At 61.6% G+C, this 12,019-nt stretch carries 11 protein-coding genes; 8 read left to right on the forward strand and 3 right to left on the reverse strand.

Annotated features, from left to right (window positions below):
* Window positions 1–66: 66 nt before the first annotated feature.
* The 3 genes from WJU18_RS09145 to lolA all read left to right on the forward strand — a co-directional run bounded on the left by WJU18_RS09145 (window position 67) and on the right by lolA (window position 3,926).
* Window positions 67–741 carry a Crp/Fnr family transcriptional regulator gene (locus WJU18_RS09145; protein WP_423459774.1) on the forward strand — a complete coding sequence of 225 codons (675 nt, stop codon included), beginning with the start codon at window positions 67–69 and terminating at the stop codon, window positions 739–741.
* Between the two features lie 41 nt (window positions 742–782).
* The gene (locus tag WJU18_RS09150; protein ID WP_423459775.1) at window positions 783–3,122 is read left to right on the forward strand and encodes a DNA translocase FtsK; all 2,340 of its coding nucleotides are present in this window, start codon (window positions 783–785) and stop codon (window positions 3,120–3,122) included.
* A 147-nt stretch (window positions 3,123–3,269) separates the two neighbouring features.
* Window positions 3,270–3,926 carry an outer membrane lipoprotein chaperone LolA gene (gene lolA, locus WJU18_RS09155; protein ID WP_423460966.1) on the forward strand — a complete coding sequence of 219 codons (657 nt, stop codon included), beginning with the start codon at window positions 3,270–3,272 and terminating at the stop codon, window positions 3,924–3,926.
* A 50-nt stretch (window positions 3,927–3,976) separates the two neighbouring features.
* Here the strand turns inward: lolA and WJU18_RS09160 are convergent, their stop codons facing one another.
* On the reverse strand, window positions 3,977–4,426 hold the full coding sequence (locus WJU18_RS09160; RefSeq protein WP_423459776.1) for a MarR family winged helix-turn-helix transcriptional regulator: 450 nt from the start codon (window positions 4,424–4,426) through the stop codon (window positions 3,977–3,979).
* A 102-nt stretch (window positions 4,427–4,528) separates the two neighbouring features.
* Here WJU18_RS09160 and WJU18_RS09165 point away from each other — a divergent pair, with 102 nt between their 5' ends.
* Window positions 4,529–5,293, forward strand: coding sequence for a siderophore-interacting protein (locus WJU18_RS09165; protein WP_423459777.1), 765 nt, complete (start codon window positions 4,529–4,531; stop codon window positions 5,291–5,293).
* A gap of 49 nt (window positions 5,294–5,342) precedes the next feature.
* Here the strand turns inward: WJU18_RS09165 and WJU18_RS09170 are convergent, their stop codons facing one another.
* Window positions 5,343–6,182, reverse strand: a complete 840-nt coding sequence (locus WJU18_RS09170; protein WP_423459778.1) for an acid phosphatase — start codon at window positions 6,180–6,182, stop codon at window positions 5,343–5,345.
* A 194-nt stretch (window positions 6,183–6,376) separates the two neighbouring features.
* Between WJU18_RS09170 and WJU18_RS09175 the strand changes: the two genes are divergently transcribed.
* Window positions 6,377–7,681: a replication-associated recombination protein A gene (locus tag WJU18_RS09175; RefSeq protein ID WP_423459779.1), complete on the forward strand. Its 1,305-nt coding sequence runs from the start codon at window positions 6,377–6,379 to the stop codon at window positions 7,679–7,681.
* A 13-nt stretch (window positions 7,682–7,694) separates the two neighbouring features.
* Here WJU18_RS09175 and WJU18_RS09180 read toward each other — a convergent pair whose 3' ends face one another.
* Complete coding sequence (locus WJU18_RS09180) at window positions 7,695–8,597, reverse strand: LysR substrate-binding domain-containing protein (protein ID WP_423459780.1); 903 nt, start codon at window positions 8,595–8,597, stop codon at window positions 7,695–7,697.
* Between the two features lie 75 nt (window positions 8,598–8,672).
* Here WJU18_RS09180 and WJU18_RS09185 point away from each other — a divergent pair, with 75 nt between their 5' ends.
* The 3 genes from WJU18_RS09185 (at window position 8,673) to WJU18_RS09195 (ending at window position 11,861) form a co-directional block, all read left to right on the forward strand.
* Window positions 8,673–9,842: an MFS transporter gene (locus WJU18_RS09185; RefSeq protein WP_423459781.1), complete on the forward strand. Its 1,170-nt coding sequence runs from the start codon at window positions 8,673–8,675 to the stop codon at window positions 9,840–9,842.
* 15 nt (window positions 9,843–9,857) lie between these two features.
* Window positions 9,858–10,664: a 2,5-didehydrogluconate reductase DkgB gene (dkgB, locus tag WJU18_RS09190; protein WP_423459782.1), complete on the forward strand. Its 807-nt coding sequence runs from the start codon at window positions 9,858–9,860 to the stop codon at window positions 10,662–10,664.
* 267 nt (window positions 10,665–10,931) lie between these two features.
* Window positions 10,932–11,861, forward strand: coding sequence for a branched-chain amino acid ABC transporter permease (locus WJU18_RS09195; RefSeq protein WP_423459783.1), 930 nt, complete (start codon window positions 10,932–10,934; stop codon window positions 11,859–11,861).
* Window positions 11,862–12,019 lie beyond the last annotated feature (158 nt).

A 12,019-nucleotide genomic window follows, 5' to 3' on the forward strand; every position in this document is an offset into this window, starting at 1 on the left:
GCGGGGCGCGGGCGCTTCCGATTTTAAGAACTCGAAGAATGGTGCGAGAGCAAGAGGTTATTAAATATGACGATGCTGTCCAGTCTTGATCTGATCCGCAGGGTGCCGCTCTTTTCCATGCTGACTGACGCGCAGGCGGCCTCAGTGGCGGAGGCCGTGGTCAAGCGCCGCTTCAAACGAGGCGAGAACATTGTGGAGCAGGGGAAGAAAACGAATGCGCTTTTCATTCTCTTGAACGGAAGAGCGCGTGTGGTCACGGCAGATGGCCGCGGGCGGGAAGTGATTCTTGCCACGCTGCACTCAGGCGATCACATCGGTGAGATGAGCCTCATCGACAACGAACCGCATTCAGCCACCGTGCGTGCCGAGGTGCAAACCGACCTGCTCATGCTGGGGCGCCTGGAGTTCGCGCGCTGCCTGCCGGAGAACTCCTCCATGGCCTACGCCGTCATGCGCGGTCTGGTGCAGCGGTTGCGCCAGGCCGACCGCAAGATTGAATCGCTGGCGCTGATGGATGTTTATGGGCGGGTGGCGCGCTCGCTTCTGGAAGCGGCCAGCGAAACCAACGAAGGCGAGATGGTGATCCGCGACCGGGTTTCGCGCCAGGATATCGCCAAGATGGTCGGGGCTTCGCGCGAGATGGTCAGCCGCGTGATGAAGGATCTGGAAGAGCGCGGTTTCATCAAGACACAGGAAAACGGCCTGATTCTGGTCCAGGAGCGCCTGATCAAGCTGGAGTGATCCGCTGCATGCGGTAAGCTTAGGGGGCTGTAGTTATATCCATGGCCTACTCACTCAATACCCTCAATACGCCCGCAGGCGCCTCGGCGCCGCGCAGCGGAGCGAGCCGGTTCGCGCAAGAGCTCATATTGGTGCTCGGCTTGGCGGCGCTGATTTTCTTCATCATGGCGCTTGCCAGCCATTCGGCACAAGATGCCGCGTGGTCCACTTCCGGCTCTGGCGGGCCGATCCGCAACTGGGCCGGCAAGCTGGGCGCCTGGATTTCCGATCTGGCCTACGTGCTGCTGGGCTTTTCTGCCTGGTGGTGCGTGGCTGCTGGTGCGCATGCCTGGGTGACCGGTGTCATGCGCTGGCTGAACGGCTCACCCTCGGCTCCCCAGGTCTCCGCTGACGGCTGGTGGGGGCTTTTGCTCCATACCCGCGCCGCCTTCTGGGGCGGTTTGATCCTGTTGCTGGCGGCCAGCACGGGACTTGAATGGACGCGGCTTTACCGCTGGGAGGATCTCCTGCCCGGCTCGGCAGGTGGCGTCCTGGGCTATCTGGGCGGCCCGCTGGCGGTCAAGTGGCTGGGATTCACGGGATCGGCATTGCTCGGTATCGCAGCAGGGCTGGTGGGCGCGGCGTTGACATTCCGGTTCTCCTGGAGCCGGGTGGCCGAGCGCATCGGCGCCGCCTTGTATGCGCTGGTAGAAACGCGGCGTGAAAAACGTGAGCTTGCGCAGGACAAGGCGCTGGGCCAGCAGGCCGCGCGCGAGCGTGAAGAGGTGGTGCACCATGAGCGCGAGGAAAGCGAGGAGCAGCACCCGATCCCCGTACTGATCGAGCCAGCCATCGCACCCGTGCCCGCGAGCGAACGGGTCGTGAAGGAAAAGCAGAAACCCCTGTTCACCGAGTTGCCTGACAGCAGCCTGCCGCAGGTCGATCTGCTCGATGGCGCGCAAGCCAACCAGGAAACGGTCGCGCCTGAAACGCTGGAGATGACCAGCCGCCTGATCGAGAAGAAGCTGAAGGACTTCGGGGTCGAGGTGCGTGTGGTCATGGCCTCGCCGGGCCCGGTCATCACGCGCTATGAGATCGAACCAGCCACGGGCGTGAAAGGCTCCCAGGTGGTCAACCTGGCCAAGGATCTGGCGCGCAGCCTCAGCCTGGTGTCGATCCGCGTGATCGAGACGATCCCGGGCAAGAACTACATGGCGCTGGAGTTGCCCAATGCCAAGCGGCAGTCGATCAAGCTGTCGGAAATCCTGGGCTCGCAGATCTACCATGAGGCCAAGTCCATGCTGACGCTGGGCTTGGGCAAGGATATCGTCGGACGGCCCGTGGTGGCTGATCTGGCCAAGATGCCGCACGTGCTGGTCGCAGGGACCACCGGTTCGGGTAAATCGGTGGGTATCAATGCCATGATTCTCAGCCTGCTGTACAAGGCAGAGCCCAAGGACGTGCGCTTGCTGATGATCGACCCCAAGATGCTGGAAATGTCGATGTACGAAGGCATTCCGCATCTGCTGGCGCCAGTGGTCACCGACATGAAGCAAGCCGCCCACGGTCTCAACTGGTGCGTGGCCGAGATGGAGCGGCGCTACAAACTGATGAGCAAGGCGGGCGTGCGCAACCTGGCCGGCTTCAACCAGAAGATCGACGACGCCAAGTCGCGCGGCGAGTTCATCTACAACCCTTTCAGTCTCACGCCGGACGATCCGGAGCCGCTGGAGCGCCTGCCGCACATCGTGGTCGTGATCGACGAATTGGCCGATCTGATGATGGTGGTGGGCAAGAAGATCGAGGAATTGATTGCCCGGCTGGCTCAGAAGGCGCGCGCGGCCGGTATCCACCTGATCCTCGCTACGCAGCGGCCCAGCGTGGACGTGATCACCGGCCTGATCAAGGCCAACATTCCCACCCGTATCGCGTTCCAGGTGTCCAGCAAGATCGACAGCCGCACCATCCTGGATCAGATGGGGGCCGAGGCGCTGCTGGGCATGGGCGACATGCTCTACATGGCCAGCGGCACGGGCCTGCCGGTCCGCGTGCACGGTGCGTTCGTGAGCGACGATGAGGTGCACCGTGTGGTTCAATACCTCAAGGGCCAGGGCGAGCCGAATTACATCGAAGGCGTGCTCGAGGGCGGCGTGGCCGACGGCGAAGAGGGTGGCTTTGGCGAGGGCGGTGAAAGCGGTGGGGAGAAGGATCCCATGTACGACCAGGCGGTCGAGATCGTGCTGAAAAACCGCAAGGCCAGCATTTCGCTGGTGCAGCGCCACCTGAAGATCGGCTACAACCGCGCCGCGCGGTTGGTGGAAGATATGGAAAAAGCGGGTTTGGTCAGCGCCATGAGCGGCAGCGGCCAACGCGAAATCCTGGTGCCCGCGCGCGCGGAGTGAAGGGGACGCACGGTGTAGGAGATATCCGGGCGGGCAACAAGTGCCTGCCCTACGGCGCTGAAAAGCCCGCGGCGATATGCTGATACATCTGTTCACTGTGCGGGGGAACCTTCCTGCGCCGCGCATATTCCATTGCTACACATGAAAATGAATTCCCGCTTTACCCGAACCGCCGCCGCCATCGTCTTTGCAGCCGTGGCCCCCCTTTCGTGGGCCGGCGGTATGGATAGCCTGGAGCAGTTCGTCAAGTCCGCACGCTCCGGCAAGTCAGGTTTCACCCAGGTCGTGACGGCCCCGGCCAAGGAAGGCCAGGCACCTCGCAGCAAGACGCAAACCGGCACTTTCGAGTTCCAGCGCCCGGGTAAATTCAGGTTCCACTACACCAAGCCTTTCGAGCAGGTCATCGTCGCCGACGGGCAGACGCTGTGGCTGTACGACATGGATCTGCAGCAGGTCACGGCACGCCAGCAGGAGCAGGTGCTGGGCTCCACACCGGCGGCCATTGTGGCGGCGGCGCCCAATGTGAAGGCCTTGGAGAAAGACTTCAACCTCGCCGAGGAGCCGGACAAGGATGGTCAGCAATGGATCAAGGCTACGCCCAAATCACGCGATGGCCAGCTGCAGAGCATCCGAGTGGGCTTCAAGCAGGGCGCCAAGGGGCCTGAGCTCGGCACCTTGGAGATCCAGGATAGTTTCGGTCAGCGCTCGGTGTTGACCTTCAATGCGTTCGAGATGAATGCCGAACTGCCTGCCAGCACATTCCAGTTCAAGCCGCCTGCGGGCGTCGACGTGCTGCGCAACTGATAACGGCCCTCGCGACGAGATCGTGAATACGGTTCTCAGGGGCTGAATCTCTACTGCCCCTCCGCACATTTTCGGGCGCTGCTTCTGGCCTGTTGCAGCAGGGCCAGAAGCTCAGTCTGCTGGGGGAGCGGGCAATCTTGCAACAATTCCCTGGCCACCTGCTCCCGCACCCCGCGTAGCTGTCCATAAAGCCGCTGCCCCTGCTCGCTCAGATGCAGGCAACGCACACGCTTGTCGCTTTCGCTGGCGCTGCGCATGAGCCAGCCCTTGTCTTGCATGTGCACCAGGATGCGGGCCATCTGTGCCTTGTCGGTACGGCTGTGTTCCACCAGATCCTTCTGCGTCAGGCCCGGTTCGCGGCCTGTGCGCATCAGTATGCGCATTTCATTGAAGGTCAGTTCCGGATGCAAGGCTTCCATGGATCTGCGCATGCGGGCACGGAAAAGATGCAGAAGCTCGTGCAGGCTGTCGAATACTTCGATCGAAGGAAATGTATTCATGGTGGGTTTATTGTTGACTAAGTCAACTTTTAATCTGATAATAAGTGGACTTTATCAACTAATTGAAAGAACATGTCCACCCCTGACACAACAACCCCTATCATGCAGCGAGTACGCCATCCCTTCCGTGCCCGCCATGTGCAACTGCTGGCACGCGAAACCATCAGCCCGGGCTTCCTTCGCTTGACGCTGGGCGGGCCGGAGTTGTCCGGCTTTGTGAGCGCGGGCTTTGACGATCACGTCAAGCTCATCCTTCCGCAAGCCGGGTTGGAGAAGCCAAATCTTCCCGTCATGGTCGAAGGGCGTCCGCATATCGAGGGAGAGCGTCCCACCATGCGCGACTACACGCCATTGCGCTACGACGTCGCCCGCAACACGTTGCTGATGGACTTTGCCATCCATGGTGCCGGTCCTGCGGACGAATGGGCGCAGAGCGCTCCGATCGGCCAGTGGCTGGGCCTGGCTGGTCCGCGCGGCAGCCTGCTGATTCCGCGCGATTTGCAGTGGCATTGGCTATTGGGCGATGAAACTGCCATGCCTGCGATTGAACGGCGTCTGGCAGAGTTGCCGGCAGGCTCGCGGGCTGTGGTGCGGGTACAAACCGCGCATGCGGCCGACCGGCGTGCCTGGGTCAGCGCCGCCGATCTCGATCTGCAGTGGGTGGATTCGCTGGGGGAAGCGGTGCAGCCACTGGAGATTCCTCAAGGTGAGGGCTTTATCTGGGCAGCTGGAGAAAACCGGAGCATGGCCGAGCTGCGCACATGGATACTGGCCAAGCCCGGTGCCAATCCCAAGCGCATGCGCATTGCCTCCTATTGGAAACAGGGTGAAGTTGGGCACCATGAAGAACTCAGCGCCGCCGATTGAGTTTGGAGTTTGCAAGTACGGCGCTCGGCATGGCGGCTTTGAATAGGCTCTAAGGCGCCAGCTTCACAGAAGTGGCCAAGGCGGCGGCTTCAGCGCTGCAGTCAGCGGCCGGCGGTGTTCGGCCAGCGGTTCGGGCCTTGGCGATCTCTTCCTTGGCGGCGGCCATCTGCGCCAGGAACACCGGGTTGTCATGCAAGCGGGCCACCGTGGCAGATCCGATCAAGCGGCCAGCTTCGATATCGCTCATCCAGTGAACACCGCAGACGCCACGGCTTTGCGTATACGAGCGGCCCCGCTGCAACAGCGCATCGGCGCGTTCAGGTGCGATTTCGGTGAGCACCAGGGCCCAGGCCCAGCCCAATGCCGAGTGCCCTGAGGGATAGGATCCATCCTTGCGCAGCTTGGCTTCCTCGTCCGGCGTGCAGCTTTGACCGTTGAGCGCGGCAAAGGGGCGAGTGCGGTTGTAGTGATCCTTGGCCTTGTACGTTGCCAAGCCCGCATCGGTCAGGGTGCGGCGCAGAAGCATGTTCAGATTGGGCGTGCCCTGCTCCGAGATGTTGACGCCCAGTGCGCAGGAGAAATGCGAAGCGGCTGCGGGAAACTTGAGATCGGCGTCTTTGGTGGCTTGGGCACCGCGCGGGCCCTTCTGCAAGGCGGTAAGGGCGCGGTAGGCCTCTGCATCAGCTGCCAGCGCGGCCGAGCCCTCTGCCGGAGGCGGTGGCAGCAGCGCCAGGCTGTCGGGCAACTCGCTGCGCTGCAGGTACCCTTTGACCAGCCCGGGGCGGATCTCCCCCACCTGGCTTGTGGCCGTGGGCGGCTGGGGTGCCGTAGTGCAGGCGGAGGCAAGAACGGCGGCAGCGCCGAGCGCCAGCAGGGTACGAATGGGCATGAGCAAGGGTCTCCTGATTGAATTGAAATAATGCCAGTGGCTGGCATTTGCTTTTGCGCAAGTTTTGGGGGAACTATAGGCTCGCTGTGATTTTGCCCGCTACGATGTGAACCAGATGTTCATCATGATGCTCCTTTTCGATGTTTTCCAGTTCCCGGCCGGATGCCTTGCCCGCTGCCCGTTGAAGGTTCCGCATGCCTGATCTGTTTGCGCAAGAGCCCTCCGCGCCTTTGGCGGAAGCGCTTCGCCCCAAGACCCTGGATGAGGTCATCGGGCAGTCCCACCTGTTGGGTGAGGGCAAGCCTTTGAGGCTGGCGTTCCAGTCGGGCAAACCCCATTCGATGATTTTCTGGGGGCCGCCAGGCGTGGGCAAGACCACCCTGGCACGCCTCACGGCCACGGCGTTCAAATGCGAGTTCATTGCCTTGTCGGCCGTGTTTTCCGGTGTGAAGGATATCCGGGCTGCCATGGAGCAAGCCCAGCAGAACCTGGCGATGGGCAAGCACACCATCCTTTTCGTGGACGAAATCCACAGGTTCAACAAGTCTCAGCAAGACGCTCTGCTGCCGTATGCGGAAAGCGGCTTGGTCACGTTCATTGGCGCCACCACCGAGAACCCTTCTTTCGAAGTGAATTCGGCTTTGTTGTCACGGGCGCAGGTCTACGTGCTGAAGTCGCTGAATGAGGAGGAATTGAAGCAGCTTCTTCAGCGCGCACAGGAAAAGGCGCTGGGGGGCCTTGAGTTCGATGACCTGGCGAGGGACACCATCATCGGTTACGCGGACGGCGATGCCAGAAGATTTCTGAACCTGTTGGAGCAGTGCCAGACTGCGGCTGGTGCTGCTGGTGTTGCGCGGATCGACGCTGGTTTTGTCCAGAACGCCCTGACTTTGAACTCCAGGCGTTTCGACAAGGGTGGAGACAACTTCTACGACCAGATTTCTGCATTGCACAAATCCGTTCGCGGCTCACACCCCGATGCAGCGCTCTATTGGCTGACACGCATGCTCGACGGCGGGGCCGATCCCCGTTACTTGTCCAGGCGGATCGTTCGCATGGCCTGGGAAGATATTGGCCTGGCCGATCCGCGCGCCATGCAGATAGCCAACGATGCCGCATTGACCTATGAGCGCCTGGGTAGCCCCGAAGGGGAGCTGGCGCTGGGGCAGGCCGTGATCTACCTGGCTGTAGCGGCCAAAAGCAATGCCGGCTACAACGCCTACAACCTGGCCAGGGCCTTCGTGAAGCAAGACAAGAGCCGCGAGGTCCCCGTGCACCTGCGCAATGCGCCCACCAAGCTCATGAAGGAGTTGGGCTACGGGCATGAATACCGGTATGCCCATGATGAGCCCAACGCCTACGCGGCCGGTGAGACCTATCTTCCCGATGGCATCGAGGAGCCAGGTTGGTACCAGCCGGTGCCCAGAGGTCTGGAGACCAAGATCAGCGAGAAGCTGGCATTGCTGAAGAAATGGGATGAAGAGGCCGGAGAGGGGTGAGTCTCTTTCCTGGTCATTCATCGAATGGCTTGGGACCCAGGGCGCCAGCCACATGATCCACAAAGCAGGTGATCCGCGCGGCCAGGCTTGTATTCCGGTAATAGACGGCGTTGATCGGCTGGCAGATGTCCAGCGTTTGCCTTGGAAACAGTTGAACCAATTGGCCGCTGCGGCGGTCTTCGCGTGTCATGAAATCAGAAAGGCAGACGAGCCCCAGGCCGGCCAGGGCCATATGCCGCAGCGTTTCACCACTGGACGAAGCGATGGTCGGCTCGATGTGCACCGTATTGCCATCGGCGTAGCGCAGCGGCCATTCATTCAGTATCTCTGGTTGAGTGAAACCCAGGAGCACATGGGTCTTGAGGTGTGCGGGTTGAGTGGGTGTGCCACGCCGTTTCAGGTAGGTTGGGCTGGCCAGTACCCGCAGACGGCTGGTGCCGATGGGCCGCGCATGCAGGGTTGAGTCTTTCAGCCTGCCAACCCGAAACGCCACGTCAGTCCGCTTTTCGATCAGATCGACGATGCCCTCGTTCGAATTCATCTCCAGGGCCACTTCTGGATAGCGAGCATGAAAGCCTTCCAGCAGCGGTACCAGTACGTGCAGCATGAAGGGTGTGGAAGCGTCTACCCGCAACCGCCCGGCAGGGCGCAGGCGCCGCGCGGCCATTTGCTCTTCGGCTTCATCCACCGAGGCCAGAATGGCCCGGGCATGTAGAAGGAATGCCGAACCCTCCTCAGTAAGTTCCAGGCGCCGCGTCGTGCGCCGCAGCATGGTGGTCTGGAGTTTTTCCTCCAGCCGGCCCAGGGTACGGCTCGTGGCAGAGATGGTCAACCCGAGCTGCTCGGCGGCGGCGGTGATGGAGCCTGTGTCCACCACCGCCGCGAAAGCCTGCAACTCGTCGAGTGTGGTTTTCATATTTGATTTTTATTCAAAAGTATTTGATGGATATAGGGCTTAATCTGCAAATATTATCCAGGCAAACTGCGCAGCATGAAATCTTCCGCAGCCCTCTTAGCCCTGGCCATTGGCGCGTTTGCCATTGGCACTACTGAATTCACGCCCATGGGCCTTTTGCCCGTGATCGCGGATGGCGTTCAGGTGAGCATTCCTACCGCGGGAATGCTGGTCTCCGCCTATGCCGTGGGCGTCATGGCCGGCGCCCCGGTGATGACCTTGCTGTTCAGCCGCTTCGGCAAACGCACAGCCTTGATGTCGCTGATGCTCATCTTTACCATCGGCAATCTGCTTTCCGCATTCGCGCCGAGCTATGCGACGCTGCTGCTCTCGCGCCTGGTGACCAGCCTCAACCACGGTGCTTTCTTCGGCATTGGGGCCGTCGTGGCTGCCAGTGTCGTGCCCAAGGAAAAACAAGCCAGTGCGATCGCCGCCATGTTCATGGGCCTGACCATCGCCAATATCGGTGGCGTGCCGGCAGCCACCTGGATCGGCCAACAGCTCGGGTGGCGCCTGGCTTTTGGCGGGACAGCTGTACTGGGCCTCGTGACCATCGCGGCGCTGTGGGTGGCGCTACCCAAAGGCGAGCCTGGCGCGCGTCCCGACGTGCGCCGCGAACTGAAGGTGCTGACACGCCCTGAGGTTCTGCTGGCGATGGGCACCACGGTGCTGGGAGCCGGTGCCATGTTTGCGCTCTATACCTACGTGGCGCCGGTACTGGCCGAAATCACCCATGCCAGCCCGGGCTTCGTGGCTTTTGCCCTGGTGCTGATCGGTATCGGCTTTACCTTGGGCAACACCCTGGGCGGGCGCCTCGCAGACTGGTCGCTGGACGGTGCCACCAAGCTCATTCTCGCGGTCCTGGCGATCGTGATGGCCTTGCTGCCTTTCATGATGACGACCCATGTGGGTGCGGCCATTGGGCTGGTGGTCTGGGGCGCGGCCGCTTTTGGCATCGTGCCGCCGGTACAGATGCGCGTCATGCAGGCCGCCGCGCAGGCGCCTGGCCTGGCCTCATCCGTCAACGTCGGCGCCTTCAACCTGGGCAATGCGGTGGGTGCAGCTCTGGGTGGCGCCGTCATTGGCCAAGGGCTGGGCTACGCCGCGGTGCCCCTGGCCGGCGCGGCATTGGCTGCCGGCGGTCTGGCGCTTGTCTGGCTCGGCAATACCAGCCGCCGTACTTCGGTTTCCTCTTGTTCCATTTGATCCAAGGAGTTTTCCATGAGCAACATCCCTTCTTTTGGCGTCGGGACTTTCCGTTTGAAAGGGCAGGCTGTCCTCGATTCAGTGCGCAACGCGCTGGATGTCGGCTACCGTGCCGTCGATACAGCCCAGATCTATGGCAATGAGGCCGAGGTCGGCCAGGCTGTTGCGGCAAGTGGGGTGCCGCGCTCCGACCTGTTCGTGACGACCAAGATCTGGACTGAAAACTATGCCAGGTCCAAGCTCGTGCCCAGCCTGCAGGAGAGCCTGAAAAAGCTGCGCACCGATTACGTGGATCTCACGCTGATCCACTGGCCGGCGCCTGGCAACGGCGTGGAGCTGTCCGAATACATGGAAGCGCTGGCTGAAGCCAAGGCCCAGGGCCTGACTCGCCAGATCGGCATTTCCAACTTCAACATCGAACTCACTAAGCAAGCCATGGCCGCTGTGGGCCAGGGCGAGATTGCCACCAACCAGATCGAATTGAGCCCCTATCTGCAAAGCCGCAAGCTGACCGCCTTCCTGAAGGAGCAGGGCATCACAGTCACCTCGTACATGACTTTGGCCTATGGCAAGGTTCTGCAGGATCCGGTGCTGGCCCAGATCGCTGAGAAGCACCAATCCACTGTCGCGCAGGTGGCGCTGGCCTGGGCGTTGCAACTTGGCTATGTGGTGATTCCGTCTTCAACCAAGCGCGAAAACCTGGCCAGCAACCTGCTCGCCCGCGGCCTGAAGCTGGATATGGATGACATGGCCCGCATTGCCGGCCTCGAGCGCAATGGCCGCGAAGTCAGTCCGGACGGTCTCGCACCCGTGTGGGATTGAGCGCGTACTAACGTCTTCAGCATCTCCTCGATCCGTTTTACCGCAGAAATCGCCGGATGATCGCGAGGGAAAACCCCTGTGATAAACCGCAATTTGGCGCGCTTTTTGGCAAATCGCCTGGGATAGAATTTTTCACAAGAAACCCGCCGGAGAGAGCTGCTTGGCGGGTTTTTTGTTAAGTGAAGGCTGTCCACAAGATGGCTGATTCACTTGCTTGAAACGGAAATAAGCCGCCGGCGACCTCGGTGGAACAGGAGGAAATCCTTCATGGATATATTGCTTCAGCAGATCATCAATGGTCTGGTCCTGGGCAGCATGTACGCCTTGATTGCCTTGGGCTATACCATGGTGTACGGCATCATTCAGCTCATCAATTTCGCCCATGGTGAAGTGCTCATGGTGGGGGCGCTTACAGCGTGGACTTCCATAGGCTTCATGCAGACCCATATGGCCGGCACTCCGGGCTGGGTCATGCTCATCCTGGCCATGGTGCTCGCCTGCGCAATAGCTGCGGTACTCAACTTCGTGATCGAGAAAGTGGCCTACAGGCCGCTGCGCAACAGTCCGCGGCTGGCGCCGCTGATCACGGCCATCGGCATGTCGATCCTGTTGCAGACGCTGGCCATGATCATCTGGAAGCCGAACTACAAGCCTTTCCCCTCGCTGCTGCCCAATCAGCCTTTCCTGGTGGGCGGCGCGGTGATCACCTGGACGCAAATCATGATCCTCAGCGTGACCGCGGTGGCGCTGGCGGTGCTCATGTGGGTGGTGCACTACACCAAACTGGGCCGTGCCATGCGGGCTACGGCCGAGAACCCACGCGTGGCGGGGCTGATGGGCGTCAAGCCGGACATGGTGATCTCGGCCACGTTCATCATCGGCGCCGTACTGGCGGCCATCGCCGGGGTCATGTATGCCTCCAACTACGGCACGGTGCAGCACACCATGGGCTTCCTGCCGGGGTTGAAAGCCTTCACCGCGGCGGTGTTCGGCGGCATCGGCAACCTGGCCGGCGCGGTGATCGGCGGCATCCTGCTGGGCCTGATCGAGGCGATTGGCTCGGGCTACCTGGGATCGCTCACGGGCGGCCTGCTGGGCAGCAACTACACCGATATCTTTGCCTTCATTGTGTTGATCGTGATTCTGACCTTGCGTCCCTCAGGGCTGCTGGGCGAGCGTGTGGCCGACCGCGCTTGAAATGATGCTCCCCCTGAGTCGCTTACGCGCCTTCCCCTGAGGGGGACGCAGCCTGCGGCCGGGCCAAGCCCGCTCCGCGGCTGCTCTGGCATGGCCTGCTCCGCGGCCGTACGAGTCTTCGTGTTCCATACCCTGTGGATGGCGCGTAGCGCCCTGGA

It is taken from the genome of Ottowia sp. VDI28, from assembly GCF_049532675.1.
Lineage (GTDB): Bacteria > Pseudomonadota > Gammaproteobacteria > Burkholderiales > Burkholderiaceae_C > Ottowia.